Source organism: Dolichospermum lemmermannii CS-548 (genome assembly GCF_028330815.1).
GTDB classification, from domain to species: Bacteria; Cyanobacteriota; Cyanobacteriia; order Cyanobacteriales; family Nostocaceae; genus Dolichospermum; species Dolichospermum lemmermannii.
On the sequence record NZ_JAQMTJ010000236.1, the window covers coordinates 25,249 to 46,269 of the forward strand.

The window sequence follows — 21,021 nt, forward strand, 5'->3', positions numbered from 1 at the left end:
TATCAAAATGATAGTCGTAGTGTATTTGGTGGTAATGATTGTGAATATATTTGTTCTGCGAGAATTTGATCATGATTTACCGATGTATCCAAAAATCCACTTCCTTTATTTACAGAAGTAAAGTTTATTGGTTTTTTTGGTGGTAAATAACCACGTTGACCCAGAAATTCCATGATGGCATTTTCAATAATATCATTAGCAGGTAACACATTTTCCTGATCGTTAATATAACTATTCAGTGCATTTGCTAATGTATCTGGTAATGTGATATTTAGGGCTTGCATAGGCTGTTATTGCAAATTATGTCTATATTATATTATTGTCTGCATCAGGATTTACAGGACTATTTATTGATAATTCATTCATTTTGACTACATATATTTTAATTTTGAATATTCTGAGTTGTCAGATACATAACTTTTTTCTACATTTTCTCATTTATCAATATCAATTATATCAAAAGTCGGTTATCTTTTATCTTTAGATGCAAATTAACATCCTGTAAATCCTTTAATCCTGTAAATCCTGATATGGCTACGCCACGCTACGCTATCAGACATTAATCAGGTAGAGACATTAAACATCTCTACCAAAATTTATCAACCTCTAAACTTTCAACGCCTTTTCAGCTTGGAAATGCAGCAATAACCCATATTCCAAACCTTCAACCACAGCTTGATAAGAAGCCTCCAAAATATTGCTAGAAACTCCTACAGTAGTCCAGCGTTGTTGACCATTACCTGATTCTACTAAAGCGCGAGTTTTAGCAGATGTTCCCGTATTTCCATTGAGAATTCTCACCTTATAATCAGTCAATTCAAAATCAGCAATTTGGGGATAAAAATTCACTAAAGCCTTCCGCAAAGCGGCATCCAAAGCGGCTACTGGTCCATTACCTTCTGCGGCTTCGAGAATATTTTTACCATTAACAGCAACTTTCACAGTTGCTAAAGAATTAGTAGATTCCTTCATTTCCACCAAATCACAATGGACTTGAAAACCTTGAACTTCAAAAAACTGCTGACGACAGGATAAAGCCTCATACATCAAAAGAATAAAACTAGCTTCTGCGGCTTCAAATTGATAGCCTTGACTTTCCAATTCCTTCATGCGGTGGAGAATTTGTCTAGCTTGGGGATGATCCTTATCTAATTCAATCCCACAACTGCGAGCTTTAGCCAAGACATTACTTAAACCAGACTGTTCAGAAATGACAATCCGGCGGTGATTTCCGACCAATTGCGGTTGAATATGTTCATAGGTTAAAGGATTCCGTGCCACCGCAGAGACATGAATTCCACCTTTATGAGCAAAAGCCGAAAGTCCCACAAAAGGTGCGTGTTCGTCAGGTGCGAGATTAACAACTTCACTGACAAACCGACTAGCTTCTGTAAGCTGATTTAGCTGGTGTTCACCGATACAACTATAACCCAGCTTTAGCTGTAAATTGGGAATCACAGAACACAGATTTGCATTACCGCAACGTTCCCCATAACCGTTAATTGTTCCTTGTACCATTCTAGCTCCAGCCATAACTGCCACTAAGGCATTCGCCACCGCCATTTCTGAATCATTATGAGTATGTATTCCTATTTGGGGAATTTTTTCTTGACAACTAACCCCTTCGGGGTTCGTCAGTCGCTCATGGGGGAAACCCCCAAGACCGCGCTGACTCACAACTGACAACTGACCACTGACAACTGACACAATTTGCGAAACTTCATGAGGTAAAGTCCCACCATTGGTATCACATAAAACTAACCATTCTGCACCTGCTGTGACTGCTGCTGTCAACGTCTGTAAAGCATAATCAGGATTTTGCTTATAACCATCAAACCAATGTTCAGCATCGTAAATTACTCGCCGTCCTTGAGAACGCAAATACTCGATTGTGTCGCCAATCATGGCTAGATTTTCCGCCAGACTGGTCTTGAGTCCGGCTGTAACGTGCAAATCCCAAGATTTACCGAAAATTGTCACCCAGCGCGTATCTGCCGCCAAAATCGCTTGGAGCATGGGTTCATCTACCGCTTTGGTGTGAGGACGACGGGTGGAACAAAAAGGGACAACTTCTGCTTGTTTGAGGGGATTTGCTTGAAGTTGCTCGAAGAATTGGACATCTTTGGGATTTGCTCCCGGCCAACCACCTTCAATAAAGGGTATACCCAATTCATCAAGTTTGTGAGCAATGCGTAACTTATCTTCTATGGACACTGACAGTCCTTCTCGTTGAGTTCCGTCGCGGAGAGTAGTGTCATAGATCCAAAGTTGATTTGAGGGAGTTGTGGTCATAAAAATTGGGTGAACCGTTGGTTCAACACTGACACCTGAGAGACAAATTTGCGGCGATGTGCCAAGATACAACAAAACGCTATTTCGGTAATTTCAATATCCCTCAGTTGGTAAGGCCAAGTAAATTAATTGAGTGTAAAGAAGAGGCTGGGGATAAGGTACAGAGAGATGATCAACTGTGGAGGCATTGGCACTTATGGTACTTATGCGGTTACAGTAGAAAGTGAGGTGTCCGCAGTGAATTGGACTGAGCAAACACAGCGATAGCGAAGCACAATCTAGGAATCGCTTCCTCCCCATTCTCCTACAAACGGCCTGGGTTTAACTTGCCAAATTCAGGTTTTAGGTGATGTCAAAGTAACTAAATTTTATGGGTTTTGGGGTCAAGGTTCTCAATTAGTTTAGATACCAGAAGGTTAACAAGGAGAGAAACAAGATGGGTAGATGGACACCCTTGATTTTAATGGCTGGCGGCGTAGCAATTTTGCTAGGTACGTTACTGGGAATTAATTTTCCTATGGGCGGACAACAAACTGCTAATGTTCCCCAAGGACGCAAAGAATCTAGCGTTCTTCCCGCTAATATTAATGTTAATAGTGCTGCAAATGGGAATGATTCGGAAAATACTAGTAGTAATGAGTCAGAAACTTCCAGCGGAAACAATTCTAATTCTGCCAGTGAAAACCCTCGGAATACCCGTGTAGCTCAAAGTAATGCTTCTACAGAGACTACCAACAATTCTGCTAATACTACACAAGAAACAAGTGATAGTAATAAAAGTTCCAGTTCTGCCAATGAAACTTCTACTACAGAACGTAACTCAAATTCTGGTAGTAATACCAATCAAAACAAAGAACCAATTCGGGCTTTGTGGTAACTAGGGAAAAATTTAGTTAAAGGTCAAAGGTCAAAATTAAAAAACTCATGACCAATGACCAATTTCCACCCCCTCTGAGTCATTTATGAGTTATTAGTTATTTACTAATAACTAATTGACTAATGACTAATGACTAATGATGTTTTAATTATTGGTGGTGGTATTATCGGGTTGGCTTGCGGTGTTGAACTCAAATTACGGGGTGCAAATGTAACTGTAATTTGCCGTGATTTTACTGCCGCAGCCAGCCATGCCGCAGCGGGAATGTTAGCGCCTGATGCGGAAAATATTACTAATGAGGCGATGTTGTCTTTATGTCGGCGATCGCGTAATTTATATTTAGACTGGACGGAAAAATTAACAAAATTAACCGCTACAAAAGATTTAAACAATACAGGTTATTGTCCTTGCGGTATCCTCGCACCAGTGTATCAACAACCTGAAAACCAGGAACACAAAAACGCTAACTGGTTAGATAAAAATACGATTAACCAATATCAAACAGGTTTGGGTGCAGATGTGGTTGGTGGCTGGTGGTATCCTGAAGATGGGCAAGTTGATAACAGGGCTTTAATGAAAGTTCTGCGAACTGCGGCTACCTCTTTGGGTGTTGTTTTCCAAGATGGAATTACCGTAGAAGCGATTTCTCAACAACAGGGAAAAGTTATTGGTGTACAAACTAATACTGGGTTACTTCGCGCTGATCATTATCTTTTAACTGCTGGTGCTTGGACGAATCAATTATTACCTTTACCAGTGCGTCCCCGCAAAGGACAAATGTTGAGTGTGCGAGTCCCGGACTTTGTGACTGAATTACCTTTAACCAGGGTGTTGTTTGGTGAAAATATTTATATTGTTCCCCGCCGCGATCGCTCTATCATTATTGGTGCAACTAGCGAAGATGTAGGATTTACTGCCCATAATACCCCTGGGGGCATTCAAAGTTTATTACAATCAGCTATACGACTATATCCCCAACTAGAGAATTATCCTCTACAAGAACTTTGGTGGGGATTTCGTCCCGCTACTCCCGATGAATTCCCTATTTTGGGTCATAGTTATTGTAGTAACTTAACCTTGGCTACTGGTCATCACCGCAATGGCATTTTACTTGCACCAATTACAGCCACATTAATTGCTGATTTGATTTGTGAACAAAAAGCAGATCCTCTTTTAGCTAATTTTCATTATTCTCGCTTTTCTACTGTGTCATCTACTACTACACCAATGTTAATTCACGCGACTCCTGCCACTAACGGACACCGTAACCCAGAAATATCAGATTTAATTGTTCCCGATTCACCATTAATTATTGCTGGCAAAAGCTTCAAATCTCGGTTAATGACGGGAACCGGTAAATATCGCAATATCCAAGAAATGCAGCAAAGTGTCGCTGCTAGTGGTTGTCAAATTGTCACGGTAGCTGTGCGACGGGTACAAACCAACGCCCCAGGACATGAAGGTTTAGCAGAGGCACTAGATTGGAGTAAAATCTGGATGTTACCCAATACCGCTGGCTGTCAAACCGCAGAAGAAGCGGTGCGAGTGGCACGGTTAGGACGGGAAATGGCGAAGTTATTGGGACAGGAAGATAATAATTTTGTTAAGTTAGAAGTAATACCTGATGCTAAATATTTACTACCTGATCCCATTGGCACTTTACAAGCTGCGGAACAGTTGGTAAAAGAGGGTTTTGCTGTATTGCCTTATATTAATGCTGATCCCATGTTAGCCAAGCGACTAGAAGAGGTGGGTTGTGCCACGGTTATGCCTTTGGCTGCCCCTATTGGTTCGGGACAAGGACTGCAAACAACTGCCAATATTCAGATTATTATTGAAAATGCCCATATTCCGGTGGTGGTAGATGCCGGCATTGGTGCGCCCTCTGAGGCTGCTGAGGCGATGGAATTGGGGGCGGATGCGTTATTAATTAATAGTGCGATCGCCCTGGCTGAGAATGCCCCAGCAATGGCTTATGCGATGAATTTAGCAACGGTAGCCGGTCGCATGGCTTATTTGGCAGGACGAATGCCCATGAAGGATTACGCTAGTGCTAGTTCACCTTTAACCGGGACTATTACGGGCTAATTTGTACTTACTTAGATCCCTGACTTCTTGAAGAAGTCGGGGATCTGATTTTCTTCTAAAACCTGACTTTTATATTTGATCAGATCACCAGAATCTTTACCATTTTGTTGTTGAAGACGTTTCTTGAGCTTAATTTCTATAGAACTATTAATATCAGGTGTGGGATTTCTATTTAAGACAATACGTGCATAAATTTTGAATTCTTTTATTTCAGTCATCAGTTGATTTATAGATGAATTTATTTGTGCAATTGCTTTTTTTAAATCATGTCCTTTTAATTCTACAAAAAACGCTGATTTATCTTCACAGGATAAAATTAGGTAATCACATCTTTCACCTTCTTTAATTAAGCAACCATCAACCTTAATCTTACAAATCTCTTTACCGTTTTTATTGGTGATTCTATACTCTTGTTTATTTCCTGAATCTCTGACAACTATGGTTTTTCTTGTATCACAAAATTCCTTACATTCACTTTCTCTAAATAAATCGTTACACATAGTTATTCATCCAGGTTGAACAAATCATTAAATTTGTTATTAATTATACTGGATGCGCTATCTATTTTTTCCGCTTGAATTAATTTTAGTTCTTCATCAATAATTGATTCATAGCCATTTTCAGAAATAAAGTAAGCTGAAATGCGATTTGGATCAATCCAACTTTTACTATTAACAATACTTTCTACTGCTTCTCTTTCATCACCTATTTTATTTTTACCTACTTGATAAGCATATAGAAGATTATTGAAAGCAGATAAAATATAAGGACTATGAGTAGTTATAATTATTTGATTATTATAAACATTTGCTAATAAACCAATCAGTTCGACAACATCACTTTGGGTTTCTGGATAAAGGTGTGCTTCTGGTTCTTCAAACACCATAAATACACTTGTTTCATCTAAAATATATCGAAATATCAGCAATAAAATCCAGACGGATTCTTGTTGTCCTGAAGAAGCATATTGTAGTTTAACATATTGGTTATTTTTAAGATAAATTCTTTCTTTATCAATATCAGCATTAAATCTATATTCACCTTTGAGGATTTTTTTTAATAGTCTTGATAAATCATCAGCTAGATTTAAAGCGACATCTTTATTTTGAATGAGAGTATTTAAGTCATTAGTAAAGTAAGTTTTTAATAAATTAATTCTCTCTACAAAAGATTTGGTAAAATAGTCTAATGTATCTGGATTTTTGATTTCTTGAAGTTGATCTGTTAATGTAGACATCAAACTTCTACCAGCAGGAATAAATACGGATGAGTGTGTTTCTTCAAATATTTTATCAATACGTGATTTAAAATAATTAAACTGTAATCTTCTATTTGACTCTAGTTCTCGTAATTCTTCTAATGATTTAAATGGATTATGTTGTTCTTGAGAAATTATTTTGTAATTTGAAATTTCTATAATTAGCGAATCTAATTCTTTCTCAAGATTTTCACTAATTTCGATATTTCTCTTATATATAGATCCAGAAATTTTTATATATTTTTCCTTTGAGTATTGATATTTTACACTAGATACTTCACGATCTAGTTTAATACCGAAATATGGAAGTAAGATTGACGTTATATTATTCAATAATAAGGATAAATTCTCTATAGAATTAGCATAAATATAATTAAGTATTTGATCTTTTAAAGATTTAAATATAAAAATTGTTTTACTAATTGTGCTTTTACCACTTGCTTGGGGTCCAATTAACAGCATAACATCTGTAATATCAGCCTCAAATTTTTTAACAGGACCAAAATTTTCTATAGAGATTCTTTGCATAATTATGATGTTTTGATTGAGATTCAAAAATATAAATCACTATGAACAGTGTAACAAAAATTTGATGGCAAATAGTCATGTAACTGAACTTCGCGCTTAATTAGGAATGAATTCTCTTCCTGAATTGACAGTCAGGTGAAATAGAATAGCACAAAATTAAACATAAATTGTCTATTTTGTCAAGACAGCAGCCAAAATCCCAGAAACTTTGATTAATGTAACTATTTTTATGAGAGTGCTGTAAAATTTATTTAACATTAAGTAAAGAAAGATAATAAGGAATCACTTCATGCCTTACACAAACGAAGAGGGTGGTCTTCTCAATAACTTTGCTAAAGAACCCAAGCTTTATCAAGCTGAACCACCAACAAACTCCCAAAAGCGTACTTATATTATCTTAGGAATTGCAGCGATGCTTTTAATTGGAGGGGTAATTTTTGTCGCTTTCACTGTCTCTAATGTTAGCTAATTGGAAAACTGCCCTTTAATAGCCTTTCCTGATTTCAGGTTCTTATTTTGATCAAGAGCCTGATTTTTTGCTAGAATGGCAAAATACAAGTATAATCATAGTCTTTTTTTTGATATTCTAGCCCATAAAACTTGATTCATCCTGAAAAAGAGAGCATCTCCGTGAAAATCCAAATTATGAGATGTGACATTAATATTTAATTTATTCAGTCAGGATGTATACAGAAAATAGGGCTAAAACTCAACTAAATACAAGCGTGAATGAAACTGTACATACAGAAAACATTAGTTTGAATCGGCAAGTATATCAACGCCTAAAACTTGCTCTGAGTCTGGGTTTACGTAGACAAATCCTATTTGCTATATGTGATAATTTACATTTAAGAAATCGGATAGCAGCGCGGTTACACTCCACTCTAGCTTATCCAGTGGGTAAGGTCATATATCAGCGAGCTAATGTGGGAGATTTTAGCACGCCAGCTTATCCGCGATTAGTCACTCTGCGTTTAAATTTAAGTGATCCTAATCCTATAGCGCAAATCAATGAATGGTTAGCTAATTATCCACCCCCGATGGTGGGAGGATCAACAGATAATCCTGGCCGTCCCTTACCAATGCCGGGATTTCAGATTGTCGGGGTAGAAATGCTGACTAAAGAACCAGTAGCAGTACAACGTTTATTTTTAAATTATCTCCGTTTAGGTGAACAGCATTTATCAAGTCAGGAATTTAGTCACTTTGTAGAATCTAGTCTTTTATTTTGGGTTTCTCGTCCTTGGTTGTCTGCGATTCAGCAATCAGCAGCAAAATTTTGGCATTGTCGAACCGGCGTATTTGTATTTGCAGGAGAACCGACACCAACTATAGATAATAGAGGTTATCCAGAAAAATTTGCAGATTCCTATAATTTAGGTCAAGAAAATTTAGAGCATTTAGTTGTTAATGAAGAGGAAGTTTCTCAAGACATCAAACAAACAAATGAGTTTGATTTGCCTTTAACTTCAACCACAGACTTAACACAAATACCAGATGAATTTCCGGTTCAATCTCCTCAAATAACAACTAATCAGCATTTTCCTTCCTTATCTCATATTAACCAGGAGTTGCAAGGATTAATTAAGGCAACAATAAATACTGATGATAGTGATCAAATTCAACAAATACTCTGGGAAATTGAACAGTTACATATTCAAACAGCTAAGGGAGAAGAGTTAGGGATAGCTTATCAGAATCTTGGTAATTTCTATCGGTTGCAGATTGAGCAAGGACAAGCAACTGTGGAAAATTTGATGATAGCAATTCTAGCTTATCAGGAAGCAGTTAATTATGATGAAAATTCTCCACAACTTCCAGATATTTTGAATGATTTGGGGACACTTTACTGGATGTTGCACCGCATCCCTGATAATTCTGAAGAAGCAAAAATTTATATTCAACAAGGGGTAGACTTTTATAAATTAGCACTCAAGATAATTACAGGTGATACTCAGCCAGAAACTTATGCGCGGATTCAAAATAACCTGGGTACTGCCTATGGTGACTTAGCAAAATTTGCTGAACCTGTAGAAAATTGGCAGTCCGCAGTTATTGCTTATGATGAAGCCATTCGTTACCGACAAGAACAAATAGAACCTTTAAAATATGCTGCTTGTCAGAACAATTTAGGTACAGCTTATTGGCATCTAGGGCAGTACGAGCAACCTGTAGAAAATCTCACCAAAGCGATTTCTGCTTATAAGTTAGCAGTCGTTCACTATCAACAGACAAATGATCCCCTAAAATATGCGATGATTCAAAATAATATGGGTACGGCTTATTGGAATCTTTCCCAATATGAACAACCAATAGAAAATCTCCAGTTAGCAATTCAGGTTTATAATGAAGCCCTAAAATATCGAACATCTGTGGATGTTCCTCAATCCTATGCTGCTACTCAAAATAATCTGGGTATCGCTTACTGGCATCTAGCAAATCAGCCACAAACAACAAAAGAAGATCAACAAAAATTCGTAAAATTATGTATTAATGCTTATGAAGAAGCTGTGAATACGGCTCACTCACTTAGTAGTCTACCTTTAAGTTTTGATTTATGGATGACACACAATAATTTAGGATTAGCTCATTATTATTTAGTGATAAATTTGTCTTTTAATGGTGATAAAAAAATGCTTTCTCAACAGTTAGAAGCCGCTTTAGAAAATCATTTACAAGCGTTAAGTGGATTTGATAGACAAACAGAAAATTATCAAACAACAATCAGCTATATTATTAGCACAATTCGGGCTTTTCACAATGAGTTAGGAATTCAAGGACAAAATTTAGCTTTATCTAAGCTTCCAGGACATTTATTGCCAAATGTCTTACCTAAGTTGTAATTTGGTAATTGGTAATTGGTAATTGGTAATTGGTAATTGGTAATATGAAAGAAACAGTTTTAGGGGTTCGCAATCTACAAGTTGAATTTGTCAGTGACAGCAGTAAAGTAAAAGCTATTGATGATATTAGTTTTCAGCTACATCAGGGTGAGACTTTGGGAATAGTGGGAGAGTCGGGAAGTGGAAAGTCGGTTACGGCTTTAGCAATCATGGGTTTGTTGCAATATCCAGGAAAAGTTAGTGGAGGGGAAATTTTCTTTTCTCGGACAAGTGGACAACCGCTGGATTTATTAGCATTATCACCTCAAGAAATGCAGCTTTATCGAGGTGGTGATATTGCGATGATTTTTCAAGAACCAATGAGTTCTTTAAATCCGGTTTATACTATCGGGTTTCAGTTGCAAGAAGCTATTATGCGACATCAGAATGTAAATGCAATTGAAGCGAAAAGAATTGCGATCGCGGGTTTACAAGAAGTTAAACTTTTAGCTAGTGATGAACAAATTGAGGAACAGTATCTTGATCATAATTTATCTGCATCAGGTAGCTTTAAATTAGCACAGTTGGTGAAAGAACACAAAGAAGCTATGTTGGAAAGATATCCCCATGAGCTATCTGGAGGACAATTGCAACGAGTTATGATTGCCATGGCTATTTCTTGCAATCCATCTGTGTTAATTGCTGATGAACCGACTACAGCTTTAGATGTGACTGTGCAAGCGACAATTCTAGCATTGTTATATGAACTGCAACAGAGTCGCAATATGGCAATGATTTTTATTAGCCATGATTTGGGGTTAATTGCGGAAATTACTGACCAAGTAGCAGTGATGTATAAAGGTAAAATTGTCGAATATGGTGCTGCTGCACAAATTTTCAATAACCCCCAACATCCTTATACCAAAGGACTTGTAGCTTGTCGTCCTAGTTTGAATCGTCGTCCCCACAAACTGCTGACTGTTTCTGACTACATGAGTGTGACAGAAGATGAATTTGGAAAAGTGACAATTCAGAGTAAAGAACCTGCACAACCAGCAGAAACTACTAGGGACGAGACTAACGCAAGATTAGCAAATATTAGTTCACAAACACCTCTGTTGACAGTTAGTAACTTAGAAGTCGGTTTTCCAGTCCGGGGGGTATTTGGCAGCACAAAACGTTACCATAAGGCTGTAAATGGGGTTTCCTTTGATGTTTTTCCGGGAGAAACCTTGGGATTGGTGGGAGAATCTGGTTGCGGTAAAACTACTTTAGGTAGAACATTGCTGCGATTAATCGAACCGATGAGCGGTAAAATATTATTTAATGGACAGGATATTACTCACTTGACTGGGAAAACTTTGCAGCACTTACGACGGGAAATGCAAATTATTTTCCAAAATCCTTTTAGTTCCCTCAACCCCCGGATTAAGATTGGGGAAGCGATTGTAGAACCGCTGTTAATTCATGGTGTCGGTAAGTCGAAACAACAGCGACAAGCTAGGGTAGTGGAACTGTTGGAACGGGTGGGTTTAAGTGCGGATGATATGAAAAAATATCCTCATCAGTTTTCCGGTGGTCAGCGTCAACGGGTTTGTATTGCTCGCGCTTTGGCTTTAAATCCTAAGTTTATTATTTGTGATGAGTCAGTTTCAGCTTTAGACGTATCTGTACAAGCGCAAGTTTTAAATTTATTGAAAGAATTACAAGCGGATTTTCAACTAACTTACATTTTTATTTCCCATGATTTAAGTGTAGTCAAATTTTTGAGCGATCGCATTTTAGTGATGAATCAAGGGAAAATAGTGGAATCAGGGACATCTGACAGTATTTATTTAGAACCAAAAGAAGAATATACACAAAAACTAATCGCTGCAATTCCTACAGGTAGTCCAGAAAGGATCAGAAATAGAATCGGATAATGTCAGATTTAGATCCCCGACTTCTCCAATAAGTCGGGGATCTTATTGATGATGATCATTTAAATCAATGGGTAAAGTCCGATTTCCTAACATCGCATTTAGTAAAGTTGACTTACCATGATTAAATAGTCCAAATACAGCAATCTGAAAATTAGGATTAACTAAATAATCACAAATATAATTTACATCTTGATGTAGTTGAGAATTTCCATCTAAATTCAATACTTTACAGGTAGATTTTAAAATATCTATTAATTCCCTATAACCTTGATATTTTTGCTGCATGATTATTATTTGTCAATTATATTTTAGTAATACTCTTGTTTCTCCAGTTCCTTCTGCTTTTGTGCCTCTGCGTCTGGAGCGTGAGAAAAAATCTGTGTTGGGTTTCCTTGCGTCAACCCAACCTACTTATAATTAGCTGTAATAAGCTAAACAAATAGTAATTTCTGAACGAACTTGAGAAACCCGTTCTAAATCATTTATAAATTGCTCAGTTCCCACTTGATAATTCATGATGATTATACTTTATTTAGAGTTTTTAATTTGCGATTCTAAGAAAAGTTTGTAAAAAAGAAAAGCCAAAGCCCCAAAAATAATAATTCCGGCTAAAACTGAGGCTACTCGAACTGCAACTATAGTTGCAACAGCCAAACCAAAAAATTTTCCACCAAGAATGATTTTTCTTAGCCAAGGTTTTTGAGATTGTTCTGGTTGATGTTTCTGAGTTTTATAAACAGGTTGATCAATAGCATTGATTTGATCATCCATTTCTCGGAGTCGCTTTTCTAGCTGACGTTGAATGTCTTGATTGTGTTCATGGGGGGATTTCATTAATGTCCACCTTGTTTATGAAATCATTTAGTATATTGTATGATAACTTACGCACAGAAACAACCAAAGCAATATTAACATTGCTAGATTGAGTTTAAATTCAATCTTTTGTACTTGCTTTTCAGAAATTTTCGGGAAGAAGATCCCATTAGAATTGAGATTATAGCAACTTTAATGTATTTCTTCCTTAGCGTCTTTGCTCCTTAGCGTCTTTGCGCGAAACAAAATTACATAAAAATGTCAAAATTTGATTGGGAAAAACTCAGGTAAATGCAAAATGGATATCAAAAATGGATTTGTTGGTACAATTGGTAACACCCCATTAATTCGTTTAAACAGTTTTAGCGAAGAAACAGGTTGTGAGATCTTAGCCAAAGCCGAATATCTGAACCCTGGTGGTTCTGTCAAAGATCGGGCTGCGCTGTATATTATCGAAGATGCAGAAAAAAAAGGACTTCTCAAACCCGGTGGTACAGTAGTCGAAGGAACAGCGGGAAATACGGGAATTGGACTGGCACATATTTGCAACGTCAAAGGTTATAAATGCTTGATTATTATTCCCAATACCCAATCCCAAGAAAAAATAGATGCTTTAACTACCTTGGGTGCGGAAGTTCGTCCTATTCCTGCGGCCCCTTACAAAGATCCGAATAATTACGTTAAACTATCCGGTAGAATTGCGGCAGAAATGGAAAACGCCATTTGGGCTAATCAGTTTGATAATTTAGCCAATCGTACTGCCCATTATGAGACCACAGGTAGAGAGATTTGGCAACAGACAGATGGTAAAGTCGACGGCTGGGTGGCATCAACTGGTACTGGTGGTACTTATGCTGGTGTGGCAATGTACCTAAAAGAACAAAATCCGGGCGTTAAATGTGTTGTTGCTGACCCTTTAGGTAGTGGACTATATAGCTATATCAAAACTGGTGAAATCAAAATAGCAGGTAATTCAATTACTGAAGGTATTGGTAATAGTCGCATTACCGCCAATATGGAAGACGCACCTATTGATGATGCTATCCAAATTGATGATTCTGAAGCCTTGCGTGTTGTTTATCAACTATTAAGAAAAGATGGTTTATTAATGGGTGGTTCAACGGGAATTAATGTCGGTGCGGCTGTTGCTTTAGCTAAACAGTTGGGTCCAGGACATACTATTGTAACTATTTTGTGTGACAGTGGTTCTCGCTATCAATCACGAATATTTAATAGTGAATGGTTAGCCAGTAAAGGATTAGTGATCAATTAGGATTTCTTAGCGATCGCCACATATACCAAATATAGTATCATAGTGGCGATTTAGATGAAGCCCAGTGCTTGGGTGTTACTTCTGATTCTATTATTAAATTATGGCTGGATGAACGTCTTGATAAAAAAGTTACTAGGAAGTAAAAACAGTAAATATTTGGATATTTTTAGTGAATTAACTGTAAACAAATGTCAAACGTCCCAACTCAGGAACAACCCCTGCCTATTTCTGTAAAAGTGTGTCAACATCGTACTTGTAGAAAACAAGGTGCAGAAGAAGTATTAGCAGCTTTACAAGCTTTACCTGCTCCTAATGTGACAATTGCAGCTAGTGGCTGTTTAGGTCAATGTGGTAATGGTCCAATGGTGCTAGTTTTACCCGAAATGGTTTGGTATTGTCGGGTTTTACCTCAAGAAATACCCAGATTAGTGGAACAACATTTATTAGCTGGTAAAATAGTTAAAGAAATGCTTTATTATCGGTTTCATCCCCAGGGATAAAGATCACTGAAAATATATAAATGCTGTAATTTAGTACAGTAAGAAGTGAGGGAATGAATGGATATTCAGCATCTACGTCAAGCATTAAAAATGAAGTGGCTAATTTATTATGAACAAAATCGTTCTTGGCTAGTTAAAATGCGAATCTGGAAAGATTATGCTGGCATCCGCAGACCTTCTTCTGGTTACATTTTAGCAACTTTATCCACTTTAGAACCAGAGTTAAAAAAAATCCTCCCTTTCATTTTGGATTTAAATAATGATCCTGATAGGATAATTGCAGCTTTGTGTTTGCACTTCAATCCTGAACAGGAATTAAACTTATTAAAATCCCAGCATTCTACCGCAAAAAATGAGATTGTGAGTACCTCTCCTGCTCATATAGCCTTGACAGATTCACCTGTACCCAAAGAACGCAAACAGGTGTTATTGGAAATGACTACAGGCATTTCTGTGATTGCAGTGGCTACACCGATTCATCATCATTCTTCAGTTAAGCTACCTGTCGGATTGGCCAGGGAACAAATAGATAAACGATTGATAACTACGGGAATTCCCAGCCCAAATATTACCCGGATTTCATCTACTCATGGCAATATTTTTCCGTCTTGGCTAGATGAATTGTGTCCAGGTAGAGGAAATGGGTAATGGACAATTAGGCATTACTTCATGGATATTCGTGGGAAACAAAGGGAATAGCAATTATTTCTCCTTCTGTTTCTCCAACTTGTACTTTTAAGCCAACTCCACCAGCTTTACTCCTGATGTAACCTAGTCCAAAATGACCATCAGGAGTGGTTGTATAGCTGGTGAGTTTACCTACTTTTTCTTCCCCAATGGTGATGACTGTTCCTGGTTCAGCCGCAGCACTAAGACGAATTCCCCAAAGGTATTGCTTTACACCTTTGTATGTATTAAGTCTGGCAATGGTTTCCTGACCGATATAACAACCTTTGCTAAAGGAAACTGTCTGCCATAAACCCACTTCCAAGGGGTTATAATCATCCGTGAGTTCTGAATCGGTCGCGGGACGACCTTGTAATATTCGTAACATTTCCCAAGCGCGATCGCTCAATTCCACAGCCCCCAATCCTAGTATTTTCTCCCACCATATTTGTTTTTCGGCAATCGGTAAAATCAATGTATATCCAGGTGCAGCCAAGCCACTACCCACTGCAACTATCACCCGATCAACTAAAATATGATTACCATCTGGTTGACCAATTAAATTACCAGCTCCTAATTTTTCGACGATAGCATGGCTTTGAGGTCCAATCAGGCTTAATGTCGCTGTTTCCTCAGTCACATCAGTTAATTTAACCTTATCTGCAAAGAAGATATAGCGATCTAACCATGCCATAAGTTCCTGACGACGGTGAGGGGAAACTAACAATAAAACAGCATCATCTAATACATAAGCAGTCACTAAATCTATCGTCCGAGCGGTAGATGTCACCATGACAGTATCGCAGCCCTGACCAGGTTTGCGAGATTGAAAATCATTAGTGCTTTGATTATGTAAAAAGCGGAGACGATCATCATCAGAAATCCGAATACGCCCCCAATCAGAGCGATCTCTGACCACGACCCCTTCCCTTACCGCTTGAATAGTATTTATATCGTTAGTATCAATTGCAGATGTTAACATAGTGGTACAGAGTTGATAAAATTATCACCATAAGCGGATAGAGGATGTAGGTTAACATCAAGCTCTTTCAAAACTATAGTTTCCAACTTGGATCTAGTTTATACTCAGATACCGGACTTCTTTAAGAAATCCGGTATGTAGCTTCTGTAAAAATGGAGAGGGGGGGATTCGAACCCCCGAAGGGATATAATCCCTTAACAGATTAGCAATCTGCCGCTTTCGACCACTCAGCCACCTCTCCAGGTCATGAGTAATAATCGTAGCAGAAGTTTTTGAGCTTGTCAATAGTTATTTTGTAAATAGATTCATTGACCATTGACCATTGACCAATGACCAATGACCAATGACCAATGACCAATGACCAAGTTATAAAACTTGAGATCGCATCCAAGCTGCTGGCAAAGTACGTAACTTTTTCCATTGGGGAACATAAGCTCGCTGACTGAACACATCATAATTATTGCGCTCAATCACCTCTAAAATCTGCTCATAGAGCATGGATGCAGCCCAAACAGGCCACCGAGCATCAGCAGAAAGATAACTAATACCTTTATCTGCTTGAATATAGAATTGACGGGCGCGATCAATTTGAAACCGCATGAGTGAACGCCAACGGTCATCCACTACGCCGCGAATACATTCTTCCTCGGTGTAATTAAATTTGGCCAAATCTTCTAGGGGAATATAGATTCTGCCTCGACGGGCATCTTCACCAACATCACGGAGAATATTCGTGAGTTGATTGGCAATTCCCAAAGCGATCGCTTCTTCTATAGGAAGATAAGGCTGTTGGCCTTGATGCCAAGGGGCGGTATAGATATTATTATCTATACCCATAATCGTTGTTGACATCAAACCTACAGTCCCCGCTACTCGGTAGCAGTAGAGGTATAAATCCTCAAAGGTTGTATAGCGACTGCGATACAAATCCATCCGCTGACCGGCGATCATATCCCGAAAGGGTTGAATGTCTAGCGGAAAGCGTTGGAGAGTATCTACTAACGCTACATCATAATTATCCAATGGGCATCCCGCAAAAATGGATTCCAGTTGCTTTTCCCATAGTTCTAGGGTTTCTGGCGTGGTAATAGCAGATGCAGGACCATCCACTAATTCATCTGTGCGGCGACACCAGGCATAAATTGCCCAAACAGATTGACGCTTGGCCGGACTCATCAACATTGTCCCCAAGTAAAAAGTCTTGGCGTACTTAGCTGTGAGTTCCCGACAAAGGTTGTATGACTCATCTATAGAGACCAGCGTTTTCATGCGCGGGGGGGAATCAGGCAGTTGCAGCATTCTTGGCGGGCGGTCGTGTTGGCGTTTGCAGGTTAGAGGGATTTGCTACCGTCTGTGCTTGGAATATCGCCTGCGCTGTCAGTTTACCAGAAAGTACAGCCCCTTCCATGCTGGCTAGATAGCGCTGCATGGTGTAATCCCCAGTCAGATAGAAATTAGTAATGGGGGTTTCCTGGGAAGGACGGTACTGTTGACGACCTGGGGTAGCCTTGTAAACTGAACGTGGTGTTTTTACCACATGATATTTCAGCATTTTGGTAGGATTATCCCCCCCAAAGTGTTGGGGAAAGAGTTTTTCTAACTCAGTAATAGTTGCAGCAACAATGTCCTCATCGGATTTAGATATCCAATCTTTTGCCGGTGCTAGAACTAATTCCAGCATGGAACGGTGAGGATTGGCGTATTCACGGCAAGTATTACTCATATCAGCATAAACGCTGAGGAGAGGAGAACGCGAAAATAGCAGATGATCAATATCTGTTAATTTGCGGTCGAACCAGATATGGACATTAATCACTGGTACCCCTTCTAAACCCTCTAATTTTTGGAAAAATGGCATTTCTTTCCAAGAAATGGGCAAAATCGGCTTTAAGGGGTCAACTGGAAGGGCAGAGACATAAGTATCCGCCGTAAATATTTCATCTTCTGCCCCATTTAAACCGCGGAGGAGGAAGCCTTTCACAGTTCCATCCTCATTGAGTAAAATCTCTTTCAAGGGCGCATTCAGACGGACTTCACCACCCCGTTCAGTAATGTGGTCAATAATGGGCTGACACAATCTTTCTGTGGGTGAACCATCAAGGAAGGCCATTTTTGAGCCGTTTTTCTCTTGGAGAAAGCGATTCAAAGCCGTTAAGAGGACAGTAGCAGAAATTTCATCGGGGTCAATGAAGTTCAAGGCTTTGGACATCGCAATGAATACTTCTTTTTCTACCCTGGGGGGGACGTTTTGTTTTTGCAGCCACTCCCGGAAAGAATATTTGTCCATTTCTTCGACATACTTTTGCCCTTGGAGAATGGCAGGTAGTAATCCGATGCCAAAACTGATTTTCTCCGGCCAGGTCAGCATATCGTTGTTTCTGAGAATTGCTACCATCCCATTGATAGGTGCTGGTAAATCGGGGAAATCAAAGCGGCTGTAAGTCCCCGGCGCTTCGGGCTGATTGAAGATCATTGTGTGTTCTTTCCACTGCAACCGATCTTCAATATCCAATTCCTTGAATAACTGCAACATATTGGGATAAGCCCCAAAGAAAATATGCAGTCCTGTTTCGTACCAGTCCCCATCAGCATCCTTCCACGCTGCCACTTTCCCCCCCACTACGTCTCGGCGTTCCAAAACGATGGGTGTGTGACCTAGATCCGTGAGATATTTTGCACAGGAAAGTCCTGCTAGACCCGCTCCCGCGATTGCTACGCGCATTTAAACCTACTATTATTTAATATTTCTTAACTGTTTTGTCGTTCTAATTATACGTTGCAATCCGTTACATTTGGCGATTCTAGTTTGATTGCTTCCCAAAAAATTCCCAAAATCTTCCGCCAACTATCTAATTTACCCTAATCATCAGTCCAGGGATTAACACAAATTTTTTTGAAGTCAAAAATATTTAGTGTAGTTTATGACTCATCATCAATCCTTGTATATTTTAGGGTAACTGCTTGTCACAAATACAAAACCTGATTTTTTTATTAAGTATTAATATGCAAGATGCCTATGTGACTTAGTAAAGTAAGTGGCAGGATAAATCGCTATTCATAAGCAAAAGTAATGGAAATATTAGTAATACCTGAAAACTAGATTTAAAACTTTTATTTATTTCAATCTCTATTACGGTATATGATGATCCCAGAGGGTTTAATCATAATTAAGTCTGAAATAACATAGAAATTATGTAATTAAAAAAACTCTCTTTTTATTCAACCTGGGAATTATTTCTCTAGGAATTGTGCATCTATCTGGAGAATAAATAAACTATGATATCAACGGGAATAATATGGGCGACATCCTTCACAGGTGGTACTTTGGTGTTGACAGCAAATTTACCGCTGGGTTTAATAGCTGCATTTTCTCCAATACAACTTCCAGCCAACTTAGTCAAGCCCCAGGCTCAATTTCTGATCATTTCTCAAGAATATAAAACTGCTTGGCAGAAAACCTTAATATCAAAAACCTCTTTGACATTTGATTGGATAAATAGACGATTATCATCATATAGAGATAGGTCTATGACTCTACCTTCAACAACCTTGAAGGCAAAAGAAACAAAATTTTGTGCCTCTGTGCCAGAAAATATACCCGCACAACCTCACTGGCAAAATTCTACTAACTTTCGACAGATAATATTTACTCAAGTTAGTGTTCCTAAACTAGATTTGTCACCAGCTACTGTTGTGCGATCGCTCGAAAGCTTCTTTAATATCATCAACAATCCAATTGAGCCAAATGGAAGTTATGATTACTCACCAGTATTGATTGTCAAGCGGAATTCATCCAGTTATGAAGTCTGGGTTAATAACAGCTTTGTTGCCCGACTACCTGATCAAATTACAGCTAATGCTTTACAAAACCGCTTACAGCAATTAGTAATATCACCTACTGAACAACCTACGCAATTACAACCAGGTTTAGTTGATAAGACTCCTTCGCTGATGATAGGTAATAGGTTACTATTTGCAATAGATCGAAAAATCTCTGATGAACTTGGTCGCAGCGGTGATATTTTAGCAATGGAATGGACGAATAATTTGCGAATAGCCCTCCATACTAAACCGCTGACACTGATACAAGGGCAAATGGAAATGTATGGATTACAGTCCTCAAATACAAAACTTTCTGGTATAGCTTCTTGGTATGGTGGCTATTTTCATGGTCGCTTAACCGCAAATGGTGAGATATATAATCAAGATGATTTCACTGTTGCTCATCGTAGCCTACCTTTTAATACCTTCTTAAAAGTAACAAATTTACAAAACAATAAATCCGTGATTGTGCGTGTAAATGATCGCGGTCCGTATATTGCACCAAGAAGCCTAGATTTGTCTCGAACAGCGGCTCGTTGTCTCGATAGTGAACATACTGGAGTCGTAGCTTATCAGGCTGTGGTTTTAAAACAAAATGCGCCACAAATGACTTTGAAACCATCTCCACCAAAAACTGAAGATATGGCTAATGCTAAAAGTGAGTTATTAGTTTTTAACTTTTAGTAACATGGAAGGATAAAGTAGAGAAAATGCGTTGCATAATGGCAGTATGAATTCTGTTTCACGCAAAGAGGCAAAGGAGCAAAGACGCAAAGGTAAGAGTTTTAATTGTGTAGCGTAAGCTATAAGTTCAATCAAGAGAATTTCATACCTGAATTTAGCAACACCAGAAAATACTTTATAAGAGACTAGGCTGAAAACCCTTGAAGTTGAGTTTTGGAGCGTGGCGGAAAAACTCAACTGTCCTTTAGGCAAGGGATGAAAGCCAGATAGAGGCTTCAGCCTCCACAGAAAGTTTTTCCTGTTGACAAGATTATGATTCGTGAGTTAGCATAGCTTCGTGGTGTTTAGGTCGAAACCATGATAATTTACGAGTTCAAAGTCAAAGGAAAAGATAAGCAATATCGCGCAATAGATGAGGCTATTCGTGCATCTCAGTTCATCCAAAATAAATGTTTAAGATATTGGATGGATAACAAAGGTGCGACGAAATATGA

Annotated in this window: 17 protein-coding genes, 1 tRNA gene and 2 pseudogenes; 10 read left to right on the forward strand and 10 right to left on the reverse strand. The window is 38.4% G+C overall.

Translation table 11 applies throughout. The features are described 5' to 3' along the window. Positions 1-2 precede the first annotated feature (2 nt). Positions 3-284 (reverse strand): hypothetical protein, encoded by a 282-nt coding sequence (locus tag PN450_RS16060; RefSeq protein WP_148763788.1) that lies wholly within the window; start codon positions 282-284, stop codon positions 3-5. 322 nt (positions 285-606) lie between these two features. Continuing rightward, the gene (gene cimA / locus PN450_RS16065) at positions 607-2,292 is read right to left on the reverse strand and encodes a citramalate synthase (protein WP_271836913.1); all 1,686 of its coding nucleotides are present in this window, start codon (positions 2,290-2,292) and stop codon (positions 607-609) included. A gap of 436 nt (positions 2,293-2,728) precedes the next feature. Between cimA and PN450_RS16075 the strand changes: the two genes are divergently transcribed. Together PN450_RS16075 and thiO are read left to right on the forward strand one after the other, a co-directional pair. Beyond that, positions 2,729-3,169 carry a hypothetical protein gene (locus PN450_RS16075; RefSeq protein ID WP_271836914.1) on the forward strand — a complete coding sequence of 147 codons (441 nt, stop codon included), beginning with the start codon at positions 2,729-2,731 and terminating at the stop codon, positions 3,167-3,169. Positions 3,170-3,298: 129 nt separating this feature from the next. Beyond that, the gene (thiO, locus tag PN450_RS16080; RefSeq protein ID WP_271836915.1) at positions 3,299-5,257 is read left to right on the forward strand and encodes a glycine oxidase ThiO; all 1,959 of its coding nucleotides are present in this window, start codon (positions 3,299-3,301) and stop codon (positions 5,255-5,257) included. An 11-nt stretch (positions 5,258-5,268) separates the two neighbouring features. On the opposite strand, the gene PN450_RS16085 is transcribed toward thiO, so the two are convergent. Together PN450_RS16085 and PN450_RS16090 are read right to left on the reverse strand one after the other, a co-directional pair. Then, positions 5,269-5,757 carry a hypothetical protein gene (locus PN450_RS16085; protein ID WP_271836916.1) on the reverse strand — a complete coding sequence of 163 codons (489 nt, stop codon included), beginning with the start codon at positions 5,755-5,757 and terminating at the stop codon, positions 5,269-5,271. A gap of 2 nt (positions 5,758-5,759) precedes the next feature. Further along, positions 5,760-7,043 (reverse strand): AAA family ATPase, encoded by a 1,284-nt coding sequence (locus PN450_RS16090; RefSeq protein WP_271836917.1) that lies wholly within the window; start codon positions 7,041-7,043, stop codon positions 5,760-5,762. A gap of 289 nt (positions 7,044-7,332) precedes the next feature. On the opposite strand from PN450_RS16090, the gene psb34 reads away from it, so the two are divergent. From psb34 to PN450_RS16105, 3 genes are all read left to right on the forward strand, one after another. Beyond that, on the forward strand, positions 7,333-7,512 hold the full coding sequence (gene psb34 / locus PN450_RS16095; protein WP_168631883.1) for a photosystem II assembly protein Psb34: 180 nt from the start codon (positions 7,333-7,335) through the stop codon (positions 7,510-7,512). Positions 7,513-7,726: 214 nt separating this feature from the next. Then, positions 7,727-9,886, forward strand: coding sequence for a tetratricopeptide repeat protein (locus PN450_RS16100; RefSeq protein ID WP_271836918.1), 2,160 nt, complete (start codon positions 7,727-7,729; stop codon positions 9,884-9,886). 44 nt (positions 9,887-9,930) lie between these two features. Then, the gene (locus PN450_RS16105; protein WP_271836919.1) at positions 9,931-11,787 is read left to right on the forward strand and encodes an ABC transporter ATP-binding protein; all 1,857 of its coding nucleotides are present in this window, start codon (positions 9,931-9,933) and stop codon (positions 11,785-11,787) included. A gap of 60 nt (positions 11,788-11,847) precedes the next feature. On the opposite strand, the pseudogene PN450_RS16110 reads toward PN450_RS16105, so the two are convergent. Further along, positions 11,848-12,072 (reverse strand): annotated as a pseudogene (locus PN450_RS16110) (dynamin family protein); the annotation flags it as partial. Between the two features lie 243 nt (positions 12,073-12,315). After that, a complete protein-coding gene (locus tag PN450_RS16115; protein ID WP_148763772.1) occupies positions 12,316-12,621 on the reverse strand; it encodes a hypothetical protein in 306 nt (101 codons plus the stop codon). A gap of 277 nt (positions 12,622-12,898) precedes the next feature. Between PN450_RS16115 and PN450_RS16120 the strand changes: the two genes are divergently transcribed. The 3 genes from PN450_RS16120 (at position 12,899) to PN450_RS16130 (ending at position 15,021) form a co-directional block, all read left to right on the forward strand. Then, positions 12,899-13,873: a cysteine synthase A gene (locus PN450_RS16120; RefSeq protein WP_271836920.1), complete on the forward strand. Its 975-nt coding sequence runs from the start codon at positions 12,899-12,901 to the stop codon at positions 13,871-13,873. Between the two features lie 188 nt (positions 13,874-14,061). Beyond that, positions 14,062-14,373, forward strand: coding sequence for a (2Fe-2S) ferredoxin domain-containing protein (locus PN450_RS16125; RefSeq protein WP_148763768.1), 312 nt, complete (start codon positions 14,062-14,064; stop codon positions 14,371-14,373). A gap of 57 nt (positions 14,374-14,430) precedes the next feature. Next, on the forward strand, positions 14,431-15,021 hold the full coding sequence (locus PN450_RS16130) for a DUF5331 domain-containing protein (RefSeq protein WP_271836921.1): 591 nt from the start codon (positions 14,431-14,433) through the stop codon (positions 15,019-15,021). A 19-nt stretch (positions 15,022-15,040) separates the two neighbouring features. Here PN450_RS16130 and ygfZ read toward each other — a convergent pair whose 3' ends face one another. The 4 genes from ygfZ to pds all read right to left on the reverse strand — a co-directional run bounded on the left by ygfZ (position 15,041) and on the right by pds (position 18,743). Beyond that, positions 15,041-16,021, reverse strand: coding sequence for a CAF17-like 4Fe-4S cluster assembly/insertion protein YgfZ (gene ygfZ, locus PN450_RS16135; protein ID WP_271836922.1), 981 nt, complete (start codon positions 16,019-16,021; stop codon positions 15,041-15,043). A 153-nt stretch (positions 16,022-16,174) separates the two neighbouring features. Continuing rightward, positions 16,175-16,262 (reverse strand) — tRNA-Ser (locus PN450_RS16140). A 125-nt stretch (positions 16,263-16,387) separates the two neighbouring features. Then, complete coding sequence (gene crtB / locus PN450_RS16145; RefSeq protein ID WP_271836923.1) at positions 16,388-17,320, reverse strand: 15-cis-phytoene synthase CrtB; 933 nt, start codon at positions 17,318-17,320, stop codon at positions 16,388-16,390. After that, positions 17,304-18,743 carry a 15-cis-phytoene desaturase gene (gene pds / locus PN450_RS16150; protein WP_015083306.1) on the reverse strand — a complete coding sequence of 480 codons (1,440 nt, stop codon included), beginning with the start codon at positions 18,741-18,743 and terminating at the stop codon, positions 17,304-17,306. The genes crtB and pds overlap by 17 nt, the downstream gene beginning before the upstream one ends. Before the next feature lie 554 nt (positions 18,744-19,297). Between pds and PN450_RS16155 the strand changes: the two genes are divergently transcribed. Together PN450_RS16155 and PN450_RS16160 are read left to right on the forward strand one after the other, a co-directional pair. Next, positions 19,298-20,527 carry a septal ring lytic transglycosylase RlpA family protein gene (locus PN450_RS16155; protein ID WP_271836924.1) on the forward strand — a complete coding sequence of 410 codons (1,230 nt, stop codon included), beginning with the start codon at positions 19,298-19,300 and terminating at the stop codon, positions 20,525-20,527. Between the two features lie 357 nt (positions 20,528-20,884). Then, positions 20,885-21,021: pseudogene (locus PN450_RS16160) on the forward strand (RNA-guided endonuclease TnpB family protein); the annotation flags it as partial.

Bases quoted from the DNA above. Each gene is read 5' to 3' on its own strand.
- PN450_RS16090 (WP_271836917.1), bottom strand. From the start codon at position 7,043: ATGCAAAGAATCTCTATAGAAAATTTTGGTCCTGTTAAAAAATTTGAG.
- PN450_RS16115 (WP_148763772.1), bottom strand. From the start codon at position 12,621: ATGAAATCCCCCCATGAACACAATCAAGACATTCAACGTCAGCTAGAA.
- PN450_RS16060 (WP_148763788.1), bottom strand. From the start codon at position 284: ATGCAAGCCCTAAATATCACATTACCAGATACATTAGCAAATGCACTG.
- PN450_RS16120 (WP_271836920.1), top strand. From the start codon at position 12,899: ATGGATATCAAAAATGGATTTGTTGGTACAATTGGTAACACCCCATTA.
- ygfZ (WP_271836922.1), bottom strand. From the start codon at position 16,021: ATGTTAACATCTGCAATTGATACTAACGATATAAATACTATTCAAGCG.
- PN450_RS16075 (WP_271836914.1), top strand. From the start codon at position 2,729: ATGGGTAGATGGACACCCTTGATTTTAATGGCTGGCGGCGTAGCAATT.
- PN450_RS16155 (WP_271836924.1), top strand. From the start codon at position 19,298: ATGATATCAACGGGAATAATATGGGCGACATCCTTCACAGGTGGTACT.
- psb34 (WP_168631883.1), top strand. From the start codon at position 7,333: ATGCCTTACACAAACGAAGAGGGTGGTCTTCTCAATAACTTTGCTAAA.
- PN450_RS16105 (WP_271836919.1), top strand. From the start codon at position 9,931: ATGAAAGAAACAGTTTTAGGGGTTCGCAATCTACAAGTTGAATTTGTC.
- pds (WP_015083306.1), bottom strand. From the start codon at position 18,743: ATGCGCGTAGCAATCGCGGGAGCGGGTCTAGCAGGACTTTCCTGTGCA.
- thiO (WP_271836915.1), top strand. From the start codon at position 3,299: ATGACTAATGATGTTTTAATTATTGGTGGTGGTATTATCGGGTTGGCT.
- cimA (WP_271836913.1), bottom strand. From the start codon at position 2,292: ATGACCACAACTCCCTCAAATCAACTTTGGATCTATGACACTACTCTC.
- PN450_RS16085 (WP_271836916.1), bottom strand. From the start codon at position 5,757: ATGTGTAACGATTTATTTAGAGAAAGTGAATGTAAGGAATTTTGTGAT.
- crtB (WP_271836923.1), bottom strand. From the start codon at position 17,320: ATGCTGCAACTGCCTGATTCCCCCCCGCGCATGAAAACGCTGGTCTCT.
- PN450_RS16100 (WP_271836918.1), top strand. From the start codon at position 7,727: ATGTATACAGAAAATAGGGCTAAAACTCAACTAAATACAAGCGTGAAT.
- PN450_RS16125 (WP_148763768.1), top strand. From the start codon at position 14,062: ATGTCAAACGTCCCAACTCAGGAACAACCCCTGCCTATTTCTGTAAAA.
- PN450_RS16130 (WP_271836921.1), top strand. From the start codon at position 14,431: ATGGATATTCAGCATCTACGTCAAGCATTAAAAATGAAGTGGCTAATT.